The 26,630-nt window shown below is 36.2% G+C and carries 25 protein-coding genes; 9 read left to right on the top strand and 16 right to left on the bottom strand.

What is annotated here, in order from left to right:
• Positions 1-29 precede the first annotated feature (29 nt).
• The 5 genes from CUN60_RS01845 to CUN60_RS01825 form a co-directional block, all read right to left on the bottom strand.
• The gene (locus CUN60_RS01845; protein ID WP_102950399.1) at positions 30-1,100 is read right to left on the bottom strand and encodes a pseudouridine synthase; all 1,071 of its coding nucleotides are present in this window, start codon (positions 1,098-1,100) and stop codon (positions 30-32) included.
• A gap of 157 nt (positions 1,101-1,257) precedes the next feature.
• Positions 1,258-3,900 carry an AsmA family protein gene (locus CUN60_RS01840; RefSeq protein WP_102950398.1) on the bottom strand — a complete coding sequence of 881 codons (2,643 nt, stop codon included), beginning with the start codon at positions 3,898-3,900 and terminating at the stop codon, positions 1,258-1,260.
• Positions 3,901-4,000: 100 nt separating this feature from the next.
• Positions 4,001-4,966 carry a hypothetical protein gene (locus CUN60_RS01835; RefSeq protein ID WP_102950397.1) on the bottom strand — a complete coding sequence of 322 codons (966 nt, stop codon included), beginning with the start codon at positions 4,964-4,966 and terminating at the stop codon, positions 4,001-4,003.
• On the bottom strand, positions 4,963-5,796 hold the full coding sequence (dapF, locus tag CUN60_RS01830) for a diaminopimelate epimerase (RefSeq protein WP_102950396.1): 834 nt from the start codon (positions 5,794-5,796) through the stop codon (positions 4,963-4,965). The genes CUN60_RS01835 and dapF overlap by 4 nt, the downstream gene beginning before the upstream one ends.
• Positions 5,793-7,151, bottom strand: a complete 1,359-nt coding sequence (locus CUN60_RS01825) for a cation:proton antiporter (protein ID WP_102950395.1) — start codon at positions 7,149-7,151, stop codon at positions 5,793-5,795. Before CUN60_RS01825 ends, dapF begins: the two co-directional genes overlap by 4 nt.
• 272 nt (positions 7,152-7,423) lie before the next feature.
• Between CUN60_RS01825 and CUN60_RS01820 the strand changes: the two genes are divergently transcribed.
• Genes CUN60_RS01820 through fdxA form a run of 3 tightly spaced genes read left to right on the top strand, consistent with a single transcriptional unit; the run spans position 7,424 to position 10,786 of the window.
• Positions 7,424-9,205 carry a PHA/PHB synthase family protein gene (locus CUN60_RS01820; RefSeq protein ID WP_245866362.1) on the top strand — a complete coding sequence of 594 codons (1,782 nt, stop codon included), beginning with the start codon at positions 7,424-7,426 and terminating at the stop codon, positions 9,203-9,205.
• Positions 9,206-9,252: 47 nt separating this feature from the next.
• Positions 9,253-10,437 (top strand): acetyl-CoA C-acetyltransferase, encoded by a 1,185-nt coding sequence (locus tag CUN60_RS01815; RefSeq protein WP_102950394.1) that lies wholly within the window; start codon positions 9,253-9,255, stop codon positions 10,435-10,437.
• Positions 10,438-10,447: 10 nt separating this feature from the next.
• Positions 10,448-10,786 carry a ferredoxin FdxA gene (fdxA, locus tag CUN60_RS01810; RefSeq protein WP_102950393.1) on the top strand — a complete coding sequence of 113 codons (339 nt, stop codon included), beginning with the start codon at positions 10,448-10,450 and terminating at the stop codon, positions 10,784-10,786.
• Between the two features lie 39 nt (positions 10,787-10,825).
• On the opposite strand, the gene CUN60_RS01805 is transcribed toward fdxA, so the two are convergent.
• A complete protein-coding gene (locus CUN60_RS01805) occupies positions 10,826-11,869 on the bottom strand; it encodes an FUSC family protein (protein WP_102950392.1) in 1,044 nt (347 codons plus the stop codon).
• Positions 11,870-12,021: 152 nt separating this feature from the next.
• On the opposite strand from CUN60_RS01805, the gene CUN60_RS01800 reads away from it, so the two are divergent.
• Positions 12,022-12,819, top strand: coding sequence for a helix-turn-helix transcriptional regulator (locus CUN60_RS01800; RefSeq protein WP_102950391.1), 798 nt, complete (start codon positions 12,022-12,024; stop codon positions 12,817-12,819).
• 93 nt (positions 12,820-12,912) lie between these two features.
• On the top strand, positions 12,913-13,158 hold the full coding sequence (locus CUN60_RS01795; RefSeq protein ID WP_102950390.1) for a hypothetical protein: 246 nt from the start codon (positions 12,913-12,915) through the stop codon (positions 13,156-13,158).
• Positions 13,159-13,183: 25 nt separating this feature from the next.
• Here the strand turns inward: CUN60_RS01795 and CUN60_RS01790 are convergent, their stop codons facing one another.
• The 8 genes from CUN60_RS01790 to bioB form a co-directional block, all read right to left on the bottom strand.
• Positions 13,184-14,116, bottom strand: coding sequence for a phosphatase domain-containing protein (locus tag CUN60_RS01790; protein WP_102950389.1), 933 nt, complete (start codon positions 14,114-14,116; stop codon positions 13,184-13,186).
• 22 nt (positions 14,117-14,138) lie between these two features.
• Complete coding sequence (locus CUN60_RS12845; protein ID WP_158649247.1) at positions 14,139-14,315, bottom strand: hypothetical protein; 177 nt, start codon at positions 14,313-14,315, stop codon at positions 14,139-14,141.
• Positions 14,316-14,414: 99 nt separating this feature from the next.
• Positions 14,415-15,689, bottom strand: coding sequence for an aminotransferase class III-fold pyridoxal phosphate-dependent enzyme (locus tag CUN60_RS01785; protein ID WP_102950388.1), 1,275 nt, complete (start codon positions 15,687-15,689; stop codon positions 14,415-14,417).
• A 2-nt stretch (positions 15,690-15,691) separates the two neighbouring features.
• On the bottom strand, positions 15,692-16,372 hold the full coding sequence (gene bioD / locus CUN60_RS01780; RefSeq protein WP_102950387.1) for a dethiobiotin synthase: 681 nt from the start codon (positions 16,370-16,372) through the stop codon (positions 15,692-15,694).
• The gene (locus tag CUN60_RS01775) at positions 16,365-17,153 is read right to left on the bottom strand and encodes a methyltransferase domain-containing protein (protein ID WP_102950386.1); all 789 of its coding nucleotides are present in this window, start codon (positions 17,151-17,153) and stop codon (positions 16,365-16,367) included. The genes bioD and CUN60_RS01775 overlap by 8 nt, the downstream gene beginning before the upstream one ends.
• Positions 17,146-17,850 (bottom strand): alpha/beta hydrolase family protein, encoded by a 705-nt coding sequence (locus CUN60_RS01770; RefSeq protein ID WP_102950385.1) that lies wholly within the window; start codon positions 17,848-17,850, stop codon positions 17,146-17,148. Before CUN60_RS01770 ends, CUN60_RS01775 begins: the two co-directional genes overlap by 8 nt.
• Positions 17,840-19,033, bottom strand: coding sequence for an aminotransferase class I/II-fold pyridoxal phosphate-dependent enzyme (locus CUN60_RS01765; RefSeq protein ID WP_102950384.1), 1,194 nt, complete (start codon positions 19,031-19,033; stop codon positions 17,840-17,842). Before CUN60_RS01765 ends, CUN60_RS01770 begins: the two co-directional genes overlap by 11 nt.
• Positions 19,011-19,952, bottom strand: coding sequence for a biotin synthase BioB (gene bioB, locus CUN60_RS01760; RefSeq protein ID WP_102950383.1), 942 nt, complete (start codon positions 19,950-19,952; stop codon positions 19,011-19,013). The genes CUN60_RS01765 and bioB overlap by 23 nt, the downstream gene beginning before the upstream one ends.
• A gap of 170 nt (positions 19,953-20,122) precedes the next feature.
• On the opposite strand from bioB, the gene CUN60_RS01755 reads away from it, so the two are divergent.
• Together CUN60_RS01755 and CUN60_RS01750 are read left to right on the top strand one after the other, a co-directional pair.
• Positions 20,123-20,797, top strand: coding sequence for a GntR family transcriptional regulator (locus CUN60_RS01755; protein ID WP_102950382.1), 675 nt, complete (start codon positions 20,123-20,125; stop codon positions 20,795-20,797).
• Between the two features lie 37 nt (positions 20,798-20,834).
• Positions 20,835-21,752, top strand: a complete 918-nt coding sequence (locus CUN60_RS01750; protein WP_102950381.1) for an SLAC1 family transporter — start codon at positions 20,835-20,837, stop codon at positions 21,750-21,752.
• 35 nt (positions 21,753-21,787) lie between these two features.
• Here the strand turns inward: CUN60_RS01750 and CUN60_RS01745 are convergent, their stop codons facing one another.
• A complete protein-coding gene (locus CUN60_RS01745) occupies positions 21,788-22,897 on the bottom strand; it encodes a hypothetical protein (RefSeq protein WP_158649246.1) in 1,110 nt (369 codons plus the stop codon).
• Between the two features lie 162 nt (positions 22,898-23,059).
• Entirely contained in the window at positions 23,060-24,349 is a 1,290-nt protein-coding gene (locus CUN60_RS01740) for an MFS transporter (RefSeq protein ID WP_102950379.1), read from the bottom strand.
• Positions 24,350-24,545: 196 nt separating this feature from the next.
• Here CUN60_RS01740 and CUN60_RS01735 point away from each other — a divergent pair, with 196 nt between their 5' ends.
• Together CUN60_RS01735 and CUN60_RS01730 are read left to right on the top strand one after the other, a co-directional pair.
• Entirely contained in the window at positions 24,546-25,424 is an 879-nt protein-coding gene (locus tag CUN60_RS01735; protein ID WP_158649245.1) for an alpha/beta fold hydrolase, read from the top strand.
• 358 nt (positions 25,425-25,782) lie between these two features.
• Positions 25,783-26,628, top strand: coding sequence for a GNAT family N-acetyltransferase (locus tag CUN60_RS01730; RefSeq protein ID WP_102950377.1), 846 nt, complete (start codon positions 25,783-25,785; stop codon positions 26,626-26,628).
• Positions 26,629-26,630 lie beyond the last annotated feature (2 nt).

The raw sequence follows: 26,630 nt of genomic DNA, 5'->3' as shown, positions 1-26,630 counted from the left end.
CAATCAAGAATAACTAATTAATAAAAGGATTACTTTTCAGTACCGGCGATAGTAAGCTCGAAAGCCTGCATTACTCTAGCGACTTCAATTTCATTTAACTCATAATAATTACCACGCTTTAGTCTAGGCGGTAAATCAATTACACCAAAGCGGGTACGAATCAAACGGCTAACAGTTAGTTCAAAATGCTGGAACATTCTTCTAACTTCACGATTACGCCCTTCAAGTAAAACCACTTTATACCAGTGATTTTTAGCATCACTATCCTGACGCTCCATTTTTATAACTTCCTTGAATTTAGCCTTTCCATCATCAAGCTCAATCCCACTCTTTAATTCACTAATTTGCTCATTAGTTAACGGATCACCATAAATCCGTACCGCATACTCACGCTCAACTTCGTAGCGTGGATGCATAAAATGATTAGCCAATTCACCAGAAGTAGTAAAAATCAACAATCCGCTGGTATTATAATCTAACCGCCCGATTGCCATAAAGCGACGATTATTTAAAAGTGGGATTCGATCATAAACAGTTTGCCGACCTTCAGGATCATCTCTAGAAACTAATTCCCCTTCAGGTTTATGATAGATTATTATCCGCGCAAGCCTATCTTGCCATTTAATGCGTACAGGTTTACCAAGTACTTCCACCCGGTCTTTTTGAGTAATTTGCTGCCCAAGTTCAGCAGTTTTACCATTAACTAATACTTTTCCGGATGCAATTAGTGCATCACAATCACGCCTAGAAGCAACACCCGACATAGCAAGGGCTTTACCAAGCCTTTCACTATACACCTCTTTTGATTCAACCCGCTCATCACGAATCCGCTGTGAAGTAATTTTTTCCTGCTGATTCTGACGATATAGTTTCACCCGTTTCGCATTTCTGCGCTGCGGATTAGCATCATTATCAAAAGATTTACTTTCAGTAGTTACTGGCTTACGGCGTTTACCTTGCCTTTCCTGAGTTTTTTTTGCTTCTCGCGAAGCAGTTGCCAGATCTTTTACTTCAGTTTTTTCCCGGCTTACTTTTGCACCTTTAGGTTTAAAAGATTCCTTCATCATTTCCTGAAGTCTTTGTTTAAGATTTAATTTCATTAGATTCCTTTTTCGTAACTACTTAGCCATAAATGCCATGCAACTGCCAAAATATGAGGGAAGAACAAGACACAAAGCGCCGCCGTGTACATAAGAAGTACACAAGAAGCTTTGTACCGCAGTTATTACCTTATAGTGAGAGCAGTTGCTTTGTTGACTATTTGCCAAATATATTCTGTATAACTCCGGTAACCGCCTTGCTGGCACCATCAATAACTTGATCACCACCCTGTTGCCCAACAGATTGCCGGATTTGATTACCTACCGCCTGATTAATTCCTTGACTAACCGCATTTTTAATCTGGTCACCACCATTGGTAATTGCATATTTTATCAACTGCTGGGTAATTGAACTCCAGTCAACCGATAGACTTGGATCTTTAAATGACCCTTTAACCGTTGCCGGGAAGGTAAGTTTCTTAAATACAGGGTTAATCCCTGATACTAACAACTGCGAGCTTACATTGTAATTAAGCGTTTTAGTAGCCAAATTCACTGAACCACCACCGTTGGCGCTTAGACTTGGTCCGCTTAATTTAAATGCTGAAGGATTAACTAGCCCATTTTTGATTACAGCAATGGTCACAAAACTACCAAGATCGGTTTTCTTGCTATAATCTTTAGGTCCCGGCGAAGTTGCCTTAACTACTTCAGCCTTAACCTTATCCATAGCCTGATTAATCTGCACGGCATTGCCAAGTTGACGTAAAACATCACCATTTGGGTTGCTACCACTAATGGTACGATCCATATAATGAACCTGTTCATCAACACTAAAGCCAAGTAAGGTAACATTTCCGACCTGTACTGACTGGCGACCATTTAAGGTCGACATTTCCCCATTTGCGGCAATGCTTGAATTACCCTGAATCTGGATATTCTTCAATGGTACCTTAAACCCATTTACATCACTAAAATCAGAAACATCGAGTGCATCAATAGTTATATTTTCAGTTACCGCAAGGGGCTTAAATGAAGTAACATTTACATTGCCACTAATATTGGTATTAGATACTTTCAGTAACATCTGACTAAGATTCATGGCTGTTTGGCTACCAGCAAAATTAGTCCGTAAAGCCACCTGATTAAGCCTAGCTTTATTTGGAATATCCGGCGGTGTCATTCCCATTTGCTGCATAACCTGATTTGCTGAGAAAGTAGGTAGATTAATATCACCAGAGACTTTTGGATTGGCAAAATTTTGAACCTGAACCCCATTACCTGAACCAGCAAAAATTCCACCTGCTTTGAAATTATAGCCACTTAAGGTCATATTATTCATATCACCCTTAAATCTGCTATGAAAAGCAAATTTATTTAGTAGCGGCTTATTCTTACGATCAGCTGCTGCAATATTTAAACCATCAAGTGTCTGATTGAGGTTGAATTCTGGCAGATTAATATCACCTGTAATTGCCGGATTACTAAAATTCTGGATTTGCACGCTACTACCAGAACCACTAACTAAGCCACCAACCTTGAAACTATAGCCACTCAACGTCATACTATTTAAACCACCATTAAATTTACTACTAAACGCAAATTTATTCAATAATGGCTTGTCTTTACGTTCTTTAGTAGCTACATTCAGGCTATCCAGTACTTGATTAAGGTTAAATTCAGGTAAACTAACATCACCCACAATCGCTGGATTTTTGAAATTTTTCACCTGTAAATTACCACTTGCCTGCATAATATCCGCAAGTTTAAAATGATAACCATTCAAACGCAGATTATTCATATCACCACTAAATTTGGCACTAAACGCAGCACGGTTTTTTAAAAGTTTATTATTCTCAAGCTCACGTACCTGAACTGGCGATTGATTCATTAGAGCTTTCAAATCCATTTCACTAAGATTTACATCACCACTAAAGCTAGGTGATTTATCTAAACCTTTGGCTACCAGACTAACTTTACCTTTTAACGCATCGCTTAGATTAAAACTAAAATTATCCAGTTCCAGATTCTGCTTAGTACCAGAAACTTTACCATCAAAGGTAATATTATTTAGAATGCTTTTACCTTTACGCTCTTTAACTGCTATATTTAAATCATTCAATAATTTATTCGCAGCTAGCTTACTTACTTTAAAGTCACCACTAAATTTGGGATTACCAAAGTTAGCAGCGGTAAATGTCATTTCACCGATAGCATCATCATTATAATTAAACTTAACTTTTGATAGATCAATTAATTCAGCCTTAGAATCATACTCAATGCCACCACCAAAACCACTATCAACCATTAGGTTTGCTTGCTTGATACTTTGGTGAATTTTGCCATCATAATCATCATAACTAACTGTCAAATTAGACAGCTTCATGCCACTCAATGAAACATGAATTGCTTGCGACTCGCCGCCACCAGTACCACCAGCTGTGCTTGGTTCGCTAACAGGAGTAAATGTCCAGTTATTTTTTCCATTTTGCTGAGCTAATGACATAGTGAGACCATCAACCACTAAATTTTTCACCACCAAATGATTATAAAGTAAAGGAAATAAACCGACGGCCACATCGGCTGATTTAACCTGAAGCATATTTGCCGGACTAAAACCACTTTCATTAGATAGGCTAACATCATTCAACTTTAACCCCAAATTTGGATAAACTGTCCAGCTAATATCACCAGCCAAAGTCAGTTTTCGTCCAGTTGCTTCATGGGCTGCCTTCTCAATAAGTGGTTTAAAGCGGTTTGGATTTACAAGAGTAACAACACTTACAACCGTAAGAACTCCAACCCCAACTATACTTACAACACTAATTAGGGAAATTCTTATAATTTTTTTATAATTCATAATAATCTGCTTCGTCTTTCAAATCTTTAATAGTAACTGCTCTTGCTGCATATTCTCTCAGTTACAGGAGTTTACATAGCATGAGTAGTAACCTTTAATATTACTGGAAATCAGTTACCAACTGTTTATAATTACCCTTTTTCCAGAATTTATATAAGCTCAATTTATTTAGATGCAAAACAATAGTCTTATCCTTTTGTGGCACCCAAAGCTTTAAATACCGAATTTTACCACTTTGCAGTAAGCCAAGTACAGTACCTAAATGTCTATCTAATAGATTAAGGTTCTCAACCCACGCAAAACTATCCTGATAACAAAGCGGGAAGTACGCTTTATCAATTAGGATTGCAGCATTAGAATTGATAAAGTCAGTCTCGACAAAAAAACTTCCACGTTCCGGCTTGATAATTTGATTAATTTCCGAAGGTAACTGCTTATATTTTTTATCCCAGAACCAAACACTATTTACTGCTACTAAGCCTTCTTCCTCACGTTTAGCCTCTAGCTCAAAATTATGAAATAGCATCTGGACTTCGTTTAAAATACGATGCAATAACAAATAATTATCACCACTAGGCAAATATTCATCAATATTGCAACCGATTATATCAACTATCGGACAAGTTTTAAAATGTTTCACCGAAAATGGTAATTGGGCCAACCATAAATGCTCATTAATATAGCTAAAATAAACATCATCCTGATTAAAATGTTGGTTCAATATACTAAGCAGATTAAGACTCTCCACTTCATTTAGCTGGAGGATATCACTTTCAGCAATTAATAAGCGGTCACGATCGGCACGAAGATTAGTTGGCTCAAGGAGGATATAATTGCACCCAACCGGCAGACCTAACTTTTTAGCATAGTTTTCTGCAAGCGAGAGTTTGTTATCAGAAAAATCATGCCCATAAATCAAATCACTATAGCTAAAATCATAATCAGTCTTTTTTGATTTAGCAATGATTTTAGTGATTGCATCGAATTTTGCCCCATGAAGTATATATTCAAGGTCGTCAACTTCGCCCCAGATCAGTCCGGGAATGATTAGATTAAGCTCGCTCATATTTCAATCTCACCATCAAAAACATGAATCGCTTCTCCTGTCATCAATAGACCAGCATCCGTCCAGTTAATCTCTAATTCCCCACCCGGCATAATAACCTTCACTTTTTGTCGAACTAAGCCATCGCGAACCGCAACTGCCGCAGTGGCGCATGCACCACTACCACAGGCAAGGGTTAGTCCACTACCGCGTTCATAAGTACATAACCTTAGCTGCCCCTCGTTTTCAACAAACATAAAATTAACGTTAACACTTTCCGGGAAAATTGGGCTTTGTTGAAGCATGCTACCAATTTTAGTCAAGTATTCATTATCTACAAGTATTTCCGGCGTAGCAATACGAATGACCGCATGCGGGTTACCCATAGAAGCGGCAGTAAACTGGATTAATTGATTATCAAATTTAAACTCATAATTACTGGCTTCGAATAGATTTAGTGGTATATTCTCGGGCTTAAAGTCTGGATTCCCCATATTAACTTCTACTACCGACGGATTAATTATCTGCCCATCAATTACTCGTGTATTTGTTTGTAATTTCACCTTACTTTTATTAGATAAACCTTGCAAATGAAGAAAACTAATAAAGCAACGTGCACCATTTCCACATTGACCAGCTTCACTACCATCACTATTATAAATTCGATAAAAAAAATCACTTTGCCCATCGCTTGCAGGCTCAACAACTAATAATTGATCGCAACCAATCCCAAATTTACGATCTGAAAGTTTTTGAATAATTTCTGTTGTTAGTTCCAAACTCAAATCAATGTTATTAAGAATAATGAAGTCATTCCCTAAACCATGCATTTTGCTAAATTTTATCTTCATATTTTACTACCCCTGACAATTTTTTGTAACGCAATCGGGGTTACTAGCGAAGTAATTATCACCATGATCAGGATGGCTGCAAATATTTCTGGAGAAAATACCCCTAGTTCTTTTCCGGTCAAGGCAAAAATCAAACCAATCTCACCACGTGGAACCATTCCAAAACCAACCAATAGACGATTAATTGACTTGGGGAGAAGAAACCCACTTGCAACTTTGCCAAATATTGCAACAATACTGATAGCCAGCCCATAGAGGATAATCTGTAGATTTGCTACAGCAATAATATCAACTTGCATCCCCGCATACACAAAAAATATTGGCACAAACGCATGGTTTAGCGGCTTTACCAGATTACTTAGGCGTTCTTTATGATAATGGCTAAAAATATCAGTCTTGAAATCGCGATAACTACCATCGTGGTCGTCCATTTCCAGAAGGCGGTTATACCAGTATGGATGCTGGCTGCGGCGAAAGGTTATCTCATCTATTATCAAACCAGCTACAAATGCACCAATAATCGAGGCCAAGCCGATAAGAGAGGCTGTCCACGCCCAGAATAAGCAAAAGGATAATAAAATTGCCAGAACCATTGGCTCATCATTACTAATCCGTAAAATCTGGTTAATAATATGGGGCGTAATTTTCCGTGCCAATACCAAAGTCATGAAGAAAAATGCAGTAACATTTAAAAGGATTAGACCAATTGAAGAATAGCTAGCTTCTCCAGCGATAACCAAACCTGAAACAAAGGCTAATATTATCAAGCCAAGAATATCATCAATTATTGAAGCGGCTAGAACAATTTGACAAGCCGGGTTATTGATGATACCCAAATCTTTGAATACCCGAACAGAAATCCCGGTAGATGTAGCAGCCAAGGTTGCAGCAAGAAAAAGATTCAGCTTTATATCATGGCTAGACAATAATAAATCCCCTAATAACCAGTAGCCTAAACCAAAAGGAAGTAAAATCCCAATGATAGCAGTTAGCAGCCCATGCTTACCAACCTTAAAAAGATCAGAAACACTTGACTCTAAACCAATTTCAAACAACAACAGAATACTACCAATATCAGCAAAAAAAGCAATTAACTGACTATTAACTACCTGCGGCCAAAATCCAAAACCATAATGAGCAAAAATAGCAAATATCATCCCCAAGCCAAGCTCACCAGTAACTGCTGGCAAACCAACTTTGCGCACAATCCACGAAAGTGAGGCTCCACCAATAATCAGGGACAAGACTAACAACATCTGACTTTGATTGCCATGGGATGGAGAAGATGTCGAATTTGCATAAACACTCCACACACTAGCCAGGATTAAAAAAAGTAATATTTTGAATTTTTGCATATTAATAATAAGTTCTCCATTTCAGAGAGTTATTATACTAAATAATTATAATACCCCATACTTACAAAACAAAAATGTAGCTCTATAACGTCAAATTGAGGTACTAAACGCCCTGCATCAATACGTTTGATATACCACATAGTTCTGGCATATTCACTGCCAATTATGGAGTTTTCATTTATTTAAACATACCCATCAATTGACTGCCTAAATGATACAAAAATATTATCTTTGAATAAGTAATAAGTGCTAGAATAATGGAATCAATTTTAATGAATAAAAAACAGGGGCTTTATATGTTTAATCCTGGTAAAAATTTCGATGAATTTTTCACCAATCTGGCAACTGCCAATCAAACTTGGTTTCAAAACCTTCTAAATATGTCTGCACAAAAAACTACTGAAACACCACCAAATCCATTCTTGGATATGTATCAAAAATTTTTTGACAATACGCGCTCATATCTTGAGTCTCAGAATAAGTTTTATCAAGAACAACTATGCTTGTGGGGAAACTTCTGTGATCAAAATCAAGCTGCGGTAGAAAAAGAACATAAGAAACCAGCAGATCGTAGATTTGCAGACCCAGACTGGGAAAATAACCCCTTCTTTTCATATTTAAAACAAAGCTACCTAAGTATTTCACAGAAGTTGTTTGACTTTGTCAGTAATTCAGAAATGGATGAAGAGACTAAATTTCGGATGCAATTTTTTATGCGTCAATATATCGATGCCATTTCACCATCTAACTTTGCTTTAACCAATCCTGAAGTAATCAAAACAATGATTGACACGCATGGCAAATCACTAGCTGATGGTATGCGTAACATGATGGATGACATCAAAAATGGTTATATTTCAATGACTGATGAGTCATACTTTGAAGTTGGAGTAAATCTAGCAACAACACCTGGTAAAGTAATTTTCAGAAATAGCCTAATTGAGTTAATCCAGTATACCCCGACAACTGAAAAAGTATATGAAACACCATTGTTAATTGTTCCTCCATGTATTAATAAATATTATATCCTTGATTTACAAGAAAGTAATTCAATGGTTAAATACATGGTTGATCAGGGCTATACCGTATTTTTGGTATCATGGAAATCAGCTGATGCCTCAATAAAAACTTACCGTTGGGAAGAATACATCGAGCACGGTATAATCGCAGCTTTGGATACGATTAGAAAAATTTCTGGCAAAGAAAAAATAAACACCCTAGGTTATTGTGTTGGTGGGATTATCCTTACAACTGCAGCAATTGTCCTTAAAAATCGTGGTCTAGACTGGATTAATAGCATGGGACATATGACAACTATGCTTGATCATACTGAACCGGGTGATATTAAAGCCTTCTTGGATCGTGATTTGATGAAATTACGTGAAGCCAAGAAACAAGTTGGTGGCGTAATGTCAGGACGAATTATTTCACAAACCTTCTCAGCATTACGTGCCAATGAACTAATCTGGAATTACTGGGTAAATAATTACTTATTAGGTAAAACGCCGCAAAAATTCGACTTATTATACTGGAATAACGACACCGTTGATTTATCATTACCAATGCATTCATGCCTAATGGAAAGACTATATATTGATAATGCACTTGTGAAAGATGAATTTGAGGTTGGTGGTACGATTATGGATCTTGACGTAATTGACTATCCTGTCTATCTATTTGCTGCACAAAAAGACCATATTGTGCCATGGACTTCGGCTTATAAGACTGTATGGTATATGAAAAATGCCAAAATTCGCTTTGTACTAGGAGCTTCAGGTCATACAGCTGGAGTAGTAAATCCGGTAACTACTGACAAGCGTAATTATTGGGTAAATGATAATCTAGACAAAGATCCGGCAGCATGGTTCCATAATGCTTCTGAAATGCCAGGTAGCTGGTGGAAAGACATGAACCAATGGTACGCGGCATTATCTGGCAAACAGGTAAAAGCATCAAAAACCTTAGGTAGTAAAGAATTCCCAGCAGTAACTGATGCGCCTGGCGAATTTGTAACTGCAAAAGCATTAAGCATTATTGAAGCAGAAACAGCCTAATAATAGCATAAAAATATTTTATTCATTGTTTTAAAGGAAATTTACTTATGACAAATGTAGTAATCGTAGCCGCTAAACGTACAGCAATTGGCAATTTCAATGGCACATTAGCAAAAGTTCCTGCTTCTGACCTAGGAGCAGCAGTAATCAAATCTTTACTTGAAGAAACAGGCGTAAAACCTGAGCAAATCAGCGAAGTTATTTTAGGTCAAGTATTAGCAGCCGGAACTGGTCAATGCCCTGCACGCCAAGCAGTTATCAAAGCTGGTCTACCAAAAGAAGTCCCAGCAATGACTATTAATAAAGTATGTGGCTCTGGTCTTAAAGCAACTCATTTGGCAGCTCAAGCAATTATGGCTGGTGATGCAGAAATCGTTATTGCTGGTGGTCAAGAAAATATGTCATTATCACCACATTTATTACTTGGTTCACGTGATGGTTTCCGCATGGGCGACGCTAAATTAGTTGACAGTATGATCTTTGATGCATTAACTGATTCTTACCAACATTACCACATGGGTATTACTGCTGAAAATATTGCAGAAAAATATAATATCAGCCGTGAAGCACAAGATGCTTTAGCTACAGCTTCACAAAATAAAGCTGAAGCAGCTCAAAAAGCAGGTAAATTTGATGCAGAAATCGCACCAGTTACGATTCCACAACGTAAAGGTGATCCAGTTGTATTTGCTAAAGACGAATTTATCAAACCTGGTGTAACTGTTGATGCTCTAGCTAAATTAAAACCAGCATTTAAAAAAGAAGGTGGTACAGTAACGGCAGGTAATGCATCAGGAATTAATGATGGTGCTGCTGCAGTTATGATGATGAGTGAAGCTAAAGCTAAAGAATTAGGCTTAAAACCACTAGCATATATTAAAGCTTATGCTTCTGCTGGTTTAGACCCTGCGATCATGGGTATGGGACCATACTACGCGACACAAAAAACTCTTGCTAAAGCAGGCTGGAGTGTTGCTGATCTTGATTTAATCGAGGCAAATGAAGCTTTTGCTGCTCAAGCTGCTGCAGTTAATCAGGAATTGGGTCTTGATCCTGCAAAAGTAAACGTTAATGGTGGTGCAATTGCTCTTGGTCATCCAGTTGGAGCCTCTGGTGCACGTGTATTAGTTACCTTACTCCATGAAATGAATCGCAGTGATGCTAAAAAAGGCCTAGCAACATTATGTATCGGTGGCGGCATGGGTGTTGCTCTTGCTGTAGAAAGAAAATAAGGACACTTAAATGGCATATGTTATTACTGAATCATGCATCAAATGCAAATATACTGATTGCGTTGATGTATGCCCGGTTGATTGTTTCCGTGAAGGTCCAAATTTTTTGGTAATTGAGCCTGATGAATGTATTGACTGCACGCTTTGTGTTGCTGAGTGTCCGGTAAATGCGATTTATCCGGAAGATGAAGTACCTGAAGATCAGCAGCATTTTATCGCGCTAAACGCTGAATTATCTCAAAATCCAGCATGGAAACCAATCACTGCCAAGAAAGCAGCGCCTGCTGATGCTGATGAATGGAAAGACGTAAAAGAAAAATTCCATCTTCTAGATCGTAATGGTGCATGATTTTAAAAAACCCTCAAACTGAGGGTTTTTTATTTTTGCCTATTGTTTTTTATGCAAAAGCTTATGAATTGACGGGTTTAATATCCAAAGAGTTATTGCAACCGTAATAACCCCAAGTAGAGTATCAATCAAACGGTGAGTAGCGATTAAATACCCATCAGGTATCATCAAATTCATCATAACCGTAACCATAACAGTTAATATAGCGGTATATGCACCATAATGCCGCGCCATAGATATAACTATAAAAAACATTATTGGCAACATCATAAGCGCAAGTATCAATTTATCACTAATAAGTAAGGCAACTAAAACTGCCAATAAACTACCAAACAAAGTCCCTGTCAAACGATGACTCATTCTAGACTTAGTAAAATCATGATCCGCTTTCAGGATTAATAATGCCGTCATTGGAATCCAGAAACCTTGCGGCATTTTAAATAAGTAAGAAATGGCATTTGCAATTGATACCGCTATAGTTAAAATCAGGCTAAAAACAAGATTACTTTGATAGTTAATAAACACCCCTTTAAAACTAAATTTATATTTAGTCACTATCGGTGTAATCTGACCAAATGGTCTGGCATATATAAGAGCAATAATAGCTAGAGATAGGCTACCAATCGCTAGTGAGCAACCATTTAAAGCCGCAAGATGCAGTGAATTACTGGGTGCTCCGCTACCAATTATAAATAAATCAACAGTAAATAAGATTATTGCAGCAGATAAGTGCTCAGCCGAACTAGTAAGTCCAACTAGAGGGACTAAAAGAAGGATTCCAATTGCAGTAGCAATAAACGAATTCCCAACATAACAACCAATAGCAGTTGTAAAACCAGCACCAATTGATAAGATCAAACTAGCCTTTACCCGGTTTAGAATATTTACCCGAATGCCAACCGTTTGAACCAACGCAGCAATAAAAACACCAATCATCGCAAAAATTGCGGCATCATTCTCAGGTTTAAATATAACTTGCATGAGACTAAAGACAACTGCAAGAATACCAGCTTGCGTTGCTAGAATTATTACATCTTTGTCCCAAGCCAAAAATTTACTTTGATAATTAATTATTTTTCGCATGATCTAATCCAATTCAGATATTCAAGCCAGTATTCTACCCGAATTAAACAATTAATAAGTTAAAGTTCGGAATAAAACCAATGCGATTGTACTATTCTTTACTACAAGTTAGACTAAAATCAATTATAATATATATGTTTTTGGGGATAAACATGACTCTACATATATCAGATAAAGAAATCAAAGATTATTTTAATAAAATTATCATTCCAAGCTTCTTGCCACTAGTAGAATCAACTATTGTTGCAGTGATCTGGGATATTAGCGGAGAGCTGGTTGTAGCAACGAATCGCTATGCAGAGAAATTTGGCTTTAAAAACTGGGAGGAGATGAAAGGGCGGAATATTCATAACCCGCAAGCACAAGAGTTTCCAATTCTAAATTCTAGCAGCATTGAAAATACCCAATATGCATTAGATATTATTCAGCAAATTGTCAACTTGCGCGAACGAGTATTTGTAGAAAAAATGCCCGTAAGTGCTGTAATAATTCACCCGTTTACACGAGTCTTTAGTACCACAATTATAATCTACCAAACTCCTGTTTTTCATTACAGTGGAGAAATCGTTGGCGCACAAATGACTATTACCGACTTTAATATGTTTGGTGTTAATGATTATCTCTCGGGCTATCAGGATAAAGCGCTGGATGTACCATCCATAATAAAAAAATCTGATGAATTAAAAATTCCTTTGAGCCGCCGTCAGCATGAAATTCTATTTTTATTGACTATTGGACTCTCACAACGTGAAGCAGCTGCCATTTTAAATATCAGCCGTAGTTCAATAGCTAAAACCCTAACTGAATCAATCTGCCCAAAATTTGATATCTACGATGCCAATACCAACACGCTGATTGAGAAAGCACGTAAAATGAATATACATAAATTTATCCCGAGTAGTTTATGTAAACCATGGGTAATTGTACTTGGTGAAATGCACGCAGAATAAATAGCCACTACAGCTACTAGTGTAAAAACGCTATTTTATAAATTTTCAACTTCTGAAATAATAATGCCATACAATGAATTTCAGGAGAGAAAAATGAAAAAATTACTAATCGGAATCCTTTTTGCTAGCAGTCTAAGTTCAGCTGCTTTTGCTGCTGACTATTATAGAGATGGTGGGCAAGACGACTATCATTATGTTAATCAGTATGAGGCACGTGGTCGTGCTGAAGGTCGTTACTGGGAAAATCAAGGACGTAATGAAGGGCAATATTGGCAAGCGCATAACTATCAGCATCAACATTACTATCAGAATGATGAACATAATCATTACTTTGACTGATATTTACGAGATAAACATCCAGAAATTAGTTCCTAGATGTCGAGCTAGTATAACTTTCCTGCCCTTTACGTTGCTGGACAAAATTATAAACCTGCTGAAGCATCTGGTAACGCTGCCATTTTGCCTGACAACGATATGATTTATCTGATGCATTACAACTTGGTACTAATTTATAATTACTTACTTGCTCAACATATTTAATCAGCTCATCAAATGGCATTAATGATTGGGTAGATTTCTGTTTTAGCATAATCAAGATTGCTGTAGCGGTAGTAGTTCGCCCTGCCCCACCCTGACAATGCAGATATACCCACTGCGAAGGATTTGATTTTAGACGCTCATCGTATAAGGCAAGTAAGCGATCAACATTATCAGGAGACATAGCTAAATGATCTGTTGCGGTTATCCGATAATACTCTTGATTATATTTAGCAACAAGATCTGACTCACTTTTTATATTACTAGTTAGGCACATAGTTGGACTATTCATATCGGGAACATGCTTCAGATTATTACGATAGAACTTGATATATTTATCATTTGCTAAGTCATTATATAAAATCTGATGCTCATCTTTAAGAATTGTATCTTGTGATTTACCAAAATTCACATTATCATACGGCAATGCAATGTAAGAAAAAGGAATCCCGTCATTAAAGCCATGATATTCAGCCCGTAAATCTACATCAATGACTTTTCCTTTATTTTGGATCGCATTTATAAACTGAGATTCGCTAAACTGGGCACTCGCAATAATTTTATAGTTATCCAGATAACGTAACTTTGGTGGTAATTTCTGATTTAGGTATTTATAGTTATTTAATTGAAGATATGCTGGATTGGCAGCATTTAGATAACTTTCACCCAGAAGAGGAACTTTACAATCCTGAGTTTCTCGAGCAAAACTCGGGTAACTAAAGATTATTGACAATAAGATAAAAACTAATTTGCTTTTCATATTAACTTTACACTAAAAATTATCATACCCGTTCTTTGTTGGCATCAATATTAATTGATTTATTTAAACCAGAAGTTGAGGCCTTTGCAGAATTACTTGCATTTATTATTTGCTGAAGAGAGTTTACATTACTATCCGTACAAGCAATAAGAGTTGTTATTGAAATTACCAAACTGATTATTACGCCAAATGTTTTCATTACTGTTCTCACTATTAATCTGTTTATAATATTTATTTGTGTTAATAAACATTATAATAGCATTATGCTAGGCAAGAAATCGTTCCAAATTTGCATAAGTTATTCCCATTTTTGCAAAACCTCCAAAACCATTGTGAGTAATGATTTTATTATTGGAACATCACTAGTTAAATCATGTAAGGGAGGCATCACATATAGCGTATTATTAATTGGGCGTAAATATATTCCACACTGAATACCAAGATTAAATATTTGTGAAATAGCGGAAGCAGGAAGATTTAAATCACAAGCAGCTACTCCACCAATTGCCCGCGGATTGATGATAAAATCATATTTATTGCTGAAATCCTGCATCATTTTTAGCAACCCTAATTCATTCTGTTTAATCTCTATTAACATATCCGAATTAGCTAGATGATTTAAATAAGCATTGGCAACACTAGCGCCAAGCGTATTACAGCTATGAGTATGCGAATGTGGGAATAGCTTACGATAGTACCTAAAAATATCGGTAATTTTTTTATTAATCACTACCGCACTCATTGGAATAACTCCAGCGGTGAGATTCTTGGCAAAACAAACTATATCCGGCTCAAACCCAAGATAGCTAACACAAACTGAGTAGCAGGCAAGGCGCCCAAGTCCAACCATGATCTCGTCAGCAATAATATAAAGCCCATACTCGCGAGCCAAATGAATAAGTCTTGATAAAAAATCCTTACTAATAATTTTTAATCCATTAGCACCCTGAATAATTGGCTCAATAATTAGTGCACAGCATTTACTAGCATGCAAATTAAAAAACTCGCGATATAACGCCTCATCAAAATCTGATTCATGCCATAAGTCATCATCACAGGAACTAACATAAGTGAGATTTGGAATAAAGAAATTTTGCGTAAGTAAACCCTGATAATTCTTTTTATAAGCATCTATCCCACAAACGGAAAGAGTTAGCGCTGTTTCCCCATGATAGGCACCGGATAAAGCGATAAAATGATTTTTAGCTTGTTCACCATTTAATAACCGGGCTTCATATGCCAATTTCATGGCAATTTCTATTGCTGAGCTACCATCCGAGGCATACATTACCTTATCCATCTGTGTAAATATACCTAGAAGACGACTGGATAATTCCTCGATTACTGAATTAGTTGCGTTTGCCGGAATATGATGTTCAAATAAACTAGCTTGATGAGCTAAAGCATTAGTTACAATTGGATGGCAATGCCCTAACGGTTTACACCACCAACTCGAAACCCCATCATAAAGTTCTCTCCCATCTACAGTATATAAATATGAGCCTTTGGCACGAGTGATATTTAATAAGTTTGTTTCATCTGGAATAGATGCGGGTAACCAAGTACTTAGCATAATTACTGTAGCCCAAAAACTTGATTAAATTTTGCAGTGGGTTCAATACCCCCACCATAGTTTATTGTTGCTAACAAATCACAACTAAGCATTTTTTCGAGTGTTGCGATATTTTCTACCAGATATGGCATTGCCTCATCAAGACAATTAGCTATAAATCCTACGGGTTTTAAGCCATGATTAAGTAGGACATGATTAGTTAATAATACATGATTTAAACAACCAAGCTTTACTCCAACTACCAAAATTATTGGTAGTCCTAATCTTTTTAATAAATCAAGATACGTTTCCTGATAATTTAATGGAACCATTAGCCCACCTACCCCTTCAACGATAATAATCTCAGCCTCACTTGCTGCAATTGAAAAATTTATTTTGTCCGCAATAATCGCTGAATTTAAATCCACATCTTCATTTATTGCCGCAATATGTGGTGCAATTGCCTCCTTAAAGCAAAATGGAGTAATTTTATCAATTGTCAATTTAACATTACTTGCCTGATAATGAGCATAACTATCGGAATTAACTACTCCTAGTGGCGTTTCTAAAACACCTGATGCAATTGGCTTCAGTCCAGTTACCTTTTTCTCGACTGTTACCAGATATTCAAGTATCCGACAACAACTATAAGTTTTACCAATTTCGGTATCAGTTCCAATTACTGCAAAAACCTGTTTATTCATAAGTTTTCCTTGCTACAATTAATAAATAATAATAACTTAAACGAAATTTCCCGCCATCTCTCATATCTGGATAATTTATGGCAAGCTTTGCCAGACGCTCTTTACCGCCAATACCTCGTTGCTGCGATTTTTGTGGCAAGGTTGTTCCGGTTAATCGAAAATGACGGAATAATTCCAGCATGCTTGCAAATTCATAATCATCAGACCAAATAATACTCTCTAAAACCTCAAAACCATTGCTCCGACATAACTCAAAATAGTCATCTTCATGGCAAAAATGGCGGATATGTTGATAGTCATCAATCTGTTTGTATGCCAGATCAAGCTGCCATAAGGAGGGATTAATTAAGGTTGTAAATAATAAATGACCGTCAGATTTAATTATCCGACTTAATTCGCTAAATGCCTTATTTTTATCATCAAGCCACTGCAACATCAAGCTTGAAATTACTATTGAATATGCCGAGTTGGCAAAAGGCAGGTTGGCTACATCAGCACAAACGAGATCGTTATGGTTACACGTACTTTGTTTTAGCATATTTAGACTAAGATCAACATTAACTAGATTATCTGGTAGCTGGCATTTGTCATGGCTAAATGTCCCCGGTCCGCTGCCAAGATCAAGCACTCGCCCAGAAGTATGATATTTACTAAATTTATCAATAAGTAATAGTGCTGGCTTTTGCTGAATGATTGCATGATCAAGGTAGCTACTGGCAGCTTTATTGAAATTAGCTTTTAAGCGTTGCTGAGTCTGTAGATTCTGAATTTGCTTAGCCATTACTACCTTCCAGACTCAGGATATGATTATTAAAAAGCTGATTAAGTTGATGCTTATCGAATAGCAAATGACTTGAGTTAGCTAAGGTAAATGAATTATGGCGTGATTGATTCATTTTTACCAGAATATCCTCGCTAGAGTTTATCCAAATAATTTGGTCAATAAACTTTGCACATCCCTCACGTAAATCAGTTGCCAGAAATATTGATAGCAGATTCAATAAGCGCTTATGATTGGTATTTGCCCACCATTTCTTGTAATCCACTTCCTTGCTAATTGGGTATGGATAAGCAAAAAACCTTGATAAATAAGTCATAAAACTATCAAATGAAGAGCTAGATAAACGAGTAAGTAGCGATTCATAATCTTGGTGACTAACTCCCTGCCAATTTTCTTTTGTCATGAAGCAAGGAGTACTATTAAACAAAATCACTTTATCGGCTAACGGTATCGCAGATAATTCCATTGCTTTTAATACTAGCAGTCCACCCATTGAAAAAGCAACGATATAATTTGCCATATATTGTGATTGAATTTGAATTAGTTTATCCGCCATCATCTCAAGAGTATAGTCTTCGCCAAACTGATTAATGTCAATAAACCTATATTCGCCAAATAATCCGCTAATTCCCTTTAATGGTAGCTCATTAAAGCCAAATCCACCGATCAAAAGTAATTTCAAGTTATTAGCTGACATATGACAAGCCTTGCTGTATTTCATAACATAAGTTAGATATATCATCGTAAGTATGAGTAGCAAGTAAAGATAGTCGGATACGTGGACTATTTTTTGCTACTGTCGGATAACGGATAAATCCAGCAAGAATCTTTTTATCCTGCAAATACTTTGCCAGATAAGATAATTGCGCAAGTGAATAGCCATCGATCAATTGGATTGGCGAATAATTTATGTCACGATACATTAATTGGATATTCAGATTTTTTACTTGGGCTTTGAAAAAATCAATATTTGCCAATAATTGCTGGCGTAATTTAAACCCTTCTCCACTCTTTATGATAGTAAGTGCTGCATTACTTGCAGCATGAATAGCCGGAGGCAAGCAAGTAGTATAAATCTGGGCACGAATACTTTGCCGGAGATACTCAATAATCCATTTATTTCCACCAATAAATCCCCCATGTGAAGCAAAAGTTTTACCTAATGTCCCAATGTATAAATCAATATCTTTTGGTAAAAAACCTATTTTCTCAATCTGCCCAAAACCATTTTTACCAATAACACCAACCCCATGTGCATCATCGACCACTAAAAGCAGCTGATCTTGAAAGTCTTTCCGAAGTTGAATCAATCCCGCCAAATAGTCTGAGCTACCATCCATACTAAAGACACCCTCACTAATCACCAAATGAAGTAAATCCGGCAACCTAGAAATTTTACTCCGTAAATCAGTAATATTATTGCCATCAAAGCGTGCAAAACGTGATTTACTAGCAAGTACACCATCAATATGGGAAGCATGACAATTTTTATCAAGCCAGATCATCGTATTAGCATTAGACAATGACTTATATAATGAACTATTCAGGCTAAAGCCACTATTCATAACTAAAACATCTTCCAATTGCAGCCATTGCGCGAGATTCTGTTCTAGAATATATTGAGCTTCAGTATAACCACTAAGGCTAGCGGCACCAGTACTCCCAATACCATAATCATCACAAGCTATTTTGAATGCTTGCTTTAATTCTGGATGCGTACTTAAACCAAGATAATCATTGCTAATAAAATTATGATAGCTTTGCCCTTCGCGAACTATAACTTTACTAGAGCTTGAACCGCTACGTGGATAACGGTTACGAATCAATGGCAATTTATTGATTGCCTCGTCTATCTGTCTATTCCACGCTGGTGCTAGCATTATTTAACCCAAGTTTGGCAAAAAGCAGCTGGTCTTTACTCTGGCTAATATTTGGGGTAGTCAACAATTTCTCGCCACAGAAAATTGAATTAGCACCAGCCATAAAACAAAATGCCTGCTCAGCATCAGAAAGTTTATTGCGCCCAGCAGATAAACGGATTCGGGTTAGCGGAAAGTAAATTCTAAGCGTAGCAATCAGGCGAATTAGCTCAATCTTATCAAGATTTGCTTTGGAAGCTAATGGCGTACCATCAACTGGGACCAAACAATTTACCGGAATCGAATCGGGTAACGCAGGCATATTTAATAATGCAGCAATAAAGCTAATTCGATCTGCGCGCGATTCGCCCATGCCGATTATCCCACCACAACAAACTTTAAGCCCGGCTTTAGCAACATTCTCTATGGTCGCCAAACGATCATTAAAGCTTCGGGTAGTAATCACTTCAGAATAATACTCTGGTGAAGTATCGATATTATGATTATAATAGTCAAGCCCTGCTTGTTTCAGTTCTTGCGCCTGAATCTCACTAAGCCCACCAAGAGTAGCACAAGCTTCAAGCCCACTTTCCTTAATAAGCTTTACGTATTCAATAACTGTATCAAGCACGCGCTGATTCGGACTCCGATAACCCGCCCCAAGGCAAACCCGGCTAGCACCATTAGCTTTTGCCTCTTCAATCTTGCTTCTAACTATTTCCAATGGTAATAGTGGGTTATTTTCGACTGCCGTTGAATATTTGATGCTTTGCGCACAATAACCGCAATCTTCCGGACAACCACCAGTTTTGACGCTTATCAATTTACACATTTCGATATCAGCAGCAAAATTTTCACTATGAATTTTATAGGCTGTAGCTACCAGTTCAAGTAATGGCTTAGTATAGACTAGAGTTATTTCATCTTTTAATTTTTTCATCAAACAATAAACCTCATAAATTTTCGAATATTCATTATTTTTTATAAAATATTAGCAATATAATTTTTATTAACTCGCCATATTACGCTAAAAATAGTACAATAATGCGAAATCATTAACGAAAATAAATAATTTTAGCGACAAAACTATAAATTTTATAAAATTTAACAATGACCAAACAAATCACTCTTGCCAGCAACTGTTTTAATCAAATTCGCCATTTGATCATAAGTGGACAATTAAAGCCAGGTGAAAAACTAAAAGGCGAATATCTAAAGGAATTACTTGGAGTCGGGATGAGTCCAATCCGGGAAGCTTTGGCAAGGCTTGCTAATACCTATTTAGTAGAATTAAAAGATAAAACAGGATTCAGGGTTAGTTCCTTATCGATAGAAGAAGTTAGAGACGGTCTTATGGCCCATGCCAAAATTGAATGTTTACTCTTAAAAGATGCTATCAATTTCGGTACTACCGAATGGGAAGCTCAGATAATGGCTAGCTTATATAGCCTATCTAAGGTTGAGAGCAATGATATGCTAGTACAATATGAATACTGGGCACAACTAAATAGTGAATTTCATAATAAACTTTTGGCAACAGCCAACTCACCTGCGCTTTGGAAAATAAGAAATGAATGTGAGGAATTTAAAGACTGGCTAACTAACCTAGCTAATATTGGAAATTTAAATCGGCAAATTAAGCCAAGCCATGCCGAACATGCAGCTCTTGCCAAATTATGTATTAACCGAAAAATAGATCAGGCAACTGAATTATTATATCGACATTTGACTAAAGGGATTGAACAGATTACAAAAACTCTATCCAATAACAAGATTATCAGTTAGAATCTGATTTATCTATTGATTATAAAACGCATATAAAATGCTTCTTTCCAAACTCAGAAATGTCCCAGTTGCCTATAATGGCATTGCAATCAGCTGCATTACACTTGCTAGTTTTTATCAACTACAATACTTAAACCGACTTAGTAATTTGTTCCTAATCACCGGAGTTGTTATATTTTTGATAGAAACCACAAAATATTTGATCCATTTTGATCTACTTAAGACTGAACTAGACAATTATCTGTCTGGCGGCTATCTACCACTATTCAGTATGTTTCTGGCAATATTGGCGAATAAACTACATAGCCATTATGAAGTCGCCATCTCCTCTATACTCTGGTATAGTTCATTTATCCTACACCTAAGTTTGCTAATGTATTTTGCAACACAAGAAATTAGAAACAAACAGTTAAGCTTAATTTTACCCAGCTGGTTTATTCCACCAATTGGTTTTATTGCAATTGGGCTTTCAGCATGGACTGATACACAAATAATAATTAGCCATTATATCTATATTTTCGCACTAATTCTAATCGTCCCTATAAGCTTAGCAATTATCTTACGGCAGGTTATAACTCCACTATCTCCCGCTGAATTATATTCAACTGGGATTTATGCTGCACCACTGAGCTTATTATTACTAGCATTGAGTAAATACACTATAGTTAGCTATCAAATATTACTTATCACTAGTTTATTCTACCTAAATCTATTATTTAATGTATTTAGCGTTATTGGTTTAGTTATATGTCTTAGACGTAAGTTTTCAGTAGGATTAGCAGCATTTACTTTTCCTTTTGCAGTTTCCGGGATGGCAAATTTACAGTTAACTAGCAAATTTGGTTTATCTGCTCTAATTAGTGAATGGTTGTCCATAGCAGTTGCGACAATAATGACTTGTTATATAATAATTAGAGAGATTTATTTTAGCGTACAAACAAAAAAGGCAGCCTAAAAGGCTACCAATTTACGTGCTATAATAAAATATCACTAATTACCGTAATAAGCTCCCGGAATGGCTGCGACGTAACCCGACTGCCCACTCACACCAGACTCTTGATAAACTCCAAGAACATAGTTCTGATAAACTGTATCACTCGTTGTAACACTGGAACCCGGATACCAGACATTAGTCCAAGTTGAAGTTGGATTAAACGTTCCATTTGCATTACGTTTTACATTAATTAATGAAACATATAAAGCCCCATTAGCTAAACCACTTCCTGCAAGATTGTAACCACCATTACCATCAGAAGTAATACCTTCAAAATGTGCTACTGCAGATGGCTGATTAGCATAAGTATAGGAAGTCCAATTACTAAATGTTTTGGTTGCACGATTATAATCAGCAACAAAAGCATATGTTCCAGGAGCATTGCCTTTTATATCCGGACTACCATTACCATAACCTCCGGCAACAGTATAGCTTTCACCACCATTCCACCAGATACCATATAAAGAAGTATATCTAGAACCAGGGTAGTTTACTGACTGGTATGACTCGGTTTTTATATCATAAATAAAAGCATTTCCTGCCGTCGCTAGAGAAATATAATTTCCTACAATCAAGCCTCCCATAATACTGTGAGGAACTGTACTTAACACTGTAGAGTTTTGTGGATCCTGAGCAGAAGGAAACATTAAAGTTTGCCAGTTTGATGAAGATTGAGTATTAGAAACTGGACCATTATAATAGAAACCATATTGAGTACTCGAACTCTCTATGGTATATGTACCAGTAAGTTGAACATTACCATTAAGTCCATTATCTGCACTGTAAACATTCGTTCCTGCTGTAGGTGATTCAGTAGATCCCGGGTAATCATATACATAATAGCTTCCTCCACCAGTCACTGGACCTACATAAAGAGTACCATGATTAAAACTCTCGATATCATAGCTACCCGTAATATAAACATTATTACTAGTACCAACCTGACGAATCCCAGTTAGTCCAACAAAACCACCCGGAGGGAGGCTACCTGAATAATTTAAAGTTGCATATTGAATGCCTGAGCCAGAAGATGAGCTTCCACTACTACATGCTACCAATAACCCCGCGGCAAGGGTAGATAATAACCCCAAATTTTTTAGTTTCATATAAAAGCCTCCAATAAATTGTACAACTGAAATTGTAGCATAATTCATAAAAATAAAATTCTGCCAAAATGGATAATTTTCTATTTTTATCCAATGAAAACCAACAAATACAACGATTAGCACAAAGTCATTCACTGCAAATGCTGCAATATTACCACAATTTTAGACTAGTTCAATTCGTTTAGAGTAAAATAATAAACTGATCAAACCAATTATAAATGCAAATAATAATACAAAAGGAGGTCCATTATCATAATATGCATGACGGATGAAATGGGACAAATCCAGCATTAGAACAGATAAAGGACCTAAGACCGAATAAGTAAAAATATATGCAAGATAACGGCTAATTAGCCAACGCCGCTGCTTTATATCCTTTACATGATAAAGATACAATGGAGTCACGCGAATAAATACCCCATAAATATAAGCCATTGTATATGCAGTAAGCGAATACATATAATGATCCTGATTATTTCCTAGAAATAACCAGAGTATAGCTACAACGATACCTACCAAAAAAAATGCACGAATTATCTGAAATGGCTCAATAAAACGGATAACAAGCGTGACTGTATTTGTTCCAAGAAAAGCAAAGCCTGCCATAAAAAGCACAAGATGATTTACTTCACTAATTGACCAACCAAGTCCTAGATGTAACAAAGTAGGCACACGGAAAATTACTACAAATATCAATAAAACATGACATAGTACTATTGTTGAACGCAATAAAATATTTACTCCGTCATGTTTTATTGTTTCCACAAAATTCCATACCGTAAAACTATAAAATGATTTCTGTTTTAATGGATACATAAAACGTGCAAAAGCAAGCATCATAGCAAAGCCAGCTCCAATTATCGTCTGTAATTCCCAAGACTTGTCATTCACTACAAACCCAATATCGTGTGTTACCAAAAGGCGATTAAAAAAGATGCAAACTAGCGTACCAAGCTCACTAGAAAACACTATAAAATAGTATAAAAAACTATGATATTTACGCGACAGAGAAAGACTTGCAAAATTCACAATTGATGCAATCTCCAGCCCCATAAAATAGCCCTGTAATACCCGCACCAATACAAATATGACGATAGCATATTTAGACGGAATTGCTCCTGAAATTGCTATAAAAATAAGCAAATAGCCTGCCCCAATAAATAATAACCTTCTATAGGGATGAAAGCCATTTTTTTTAGTCGCCATATTAAAATGAATAAAACCAAGAACTTTAGCTAGTTGACTAAAAAATAATATAATTGAGAAAACTAACCCAGCCTGATAAAAGTGAATGCTAGGTAGTAGAGTGGGAGTTAAATAGATGGCGTAGCCCATATACAAAGCCATATCATACATATCAAGATATATCGTTGAGAAAACTATCCAGAGACTTTGCTTCTCAAATTCTCGAAATGGTGCTTTACGTAACAATGATAAGGTATAGCTTAACATAAATCAATTGACTCATTAATATCAAGATAGCCATTATAGCCTGAACTATCTCATTATTGAAATGTTGTTTTGATTTAGATTCCATTTGGTCGCGATAATCAAATTTGCCACCAATAAAACCAAATAAATGATAATATACTTATGTTCAAATTTTTATAAGCTATGGATAGCATCCGAATCAAAATGGAATGTAAAAATGATAAAATCAACACAATCAAAATTAGCGGGACTCCTCTTTGGGATAATTCAAATAATAATGGCTCAAGATTTATATAGCAATTTAATCAACATTAATGGGCATCAAATCCACTACTACCAAACTGGAACTAGAGGTGAACCAATAGTATTATTGACTGGCTATGCCACAACAAGCAACTTCTGGAGCAAAGAGTTTATTAGTTGCCTAGCAACTAATCACAAAGTGTATTTATTCGATTATCAAGGAATAAACACAGCGAGCACGTATGATGTAAGCAAACTTTCAATTAAATCAATGGCTAGTGACGTAAACCAGCTAGTTAGTAAACTTAATCTAAAAAATGCCCAACTTCTTGGTTGGTCAATGGGTGGAGCAATCGCACTAGAAGCAAGCTTTCAATCTCCAAATCTATATCAAAATTTAATTTTACTAGCGCCAGTACTGCCTACAGGTGGGAAAACAAAATTAATTCAACCGATGCCTGAACATGCACCATTTAAAACAGACAGTGATGTTCTAAACTATGTACTTAATAATAATCTATATAATTACCAGACCGATAACCTAAAGTATTATAAGTCACAATTCATTCAAAGTAAACTCGAAGAAATTTTCCCTGAAAAGCTGGTGCGCGATGCTCAAGGTAAAGCAATGGGTGAATGGGTAGTTAATTTGGCTGTGGGAGAACAATTTAAAATTGCAACCACACCTGCCACATTTTATTTGCCAACAAATGACACAATTATTAATCAAGATACTGCACTAGCCATAGCTAAAGAATATCCAAATGGAACCATTATCAAAGTCAAAAATAGCGGTCATGCAATAGCATTACAAACCCCAGATACTTTATGTACAAATATTAAGGAGTATTAATTCAAAAAATTCAGAGTTCAGGACTAAAAACAATAATACTAAATAAGACTACACTTTTTCCTGATAGGGATAATACTCTTTTTGATTCGCAGAGTTTCTCTACTGCGAATTATGCTATGAAAATTTACTTAACAATGGGTTTAGCTAAGTTTATGAATAAGAACCTGACATCATTAAACTAATTCTGTAAAGGAGTCTACCATAAAGGTGAGATATAAATCAGTTCAGCGGTTTTATCAACAGTCATATTTCTGGTAGCTTCATTTAAACTACTCTCGACCAAAACGGATGGTTGGCAGGTGGCAATAATTTTGTTATACTACAGCGAATAAAACTAAATTTTGCCGTGGAGAAATAAATGATTAAGCAAATGATAATTAGTAAAATGAAGCGTAATGAAATTGATTTTGCAATTGATTGGGCAGCCAAAGAAGGATGGAATCCCGGATTACATGATGCTGAATGTTTTTATCTTGCCGACTCAGATGGTTTTTTTGTGGGAAAAATTGATAATCAAATTATAGCCATTGGCTCAGCAGTAGCATATGATGAGAATTTTGCTTTTTGTGGCTTATATATCGTAAAAGAAGAATATCGTGGGTTTAATTACGGTATGGATTTGACGCTTGTCAGACTTAAGTACCTTGGAAATCGAATAACTGGAATTGATGGGGTTTTAAACATGGTAGATAAATATAGCCAAATTGGTTATAGGACAGTTTATGAGAATGCTCGTTATCATCTGCTAAAAACTACTGATTACCCCATCAATCCAAAAGTGATTGAACTGAATCAACTTGATTTTCAAGTGATTGCTGATTATGATCGACAATATTTCCCCGCGCCTAGAAATAATTTTTTACAGGCATGGATTAGTCAGTCAGGTGCAATAGCCCTTGGCTTTATTGAAAATGGTAAATTACTTGGCTATGGTGTATTACGTAAATGTATTGAAGGCGCCAAAATTGGTCCATTATTTGCTGAAAATGAGAAAATCGCCCATTATTTATTGCAAGCACTCGTAACAAAGTCAGATGTTACTAATATCTATATTGATATACCAGAGCCAAATAGTGCAATCAAACAGTTTATCACTGAATATAATCTTAATCAAGTATTTGCAACTGCGAGAATGTATCGAAATGGGAAACCAGAATTAGAACTGGATAAAATATTTGGAATTACAACGTTTGAATTGGGCTAATC

This window comes from Aquella oligotrophica, assembly GCF_002892535.1.
In the GTDB taxonomy this organism is placed as follows: domain Bacteria; phylum Pseudomonadota; class Gammaproteobacteria; order Burkholderiales; family UBA11063; genus Aquella; species Aquella oligotrophica.
This window is presented reverse-complemented; position numbering and strand designations above follow the sequence as displayed.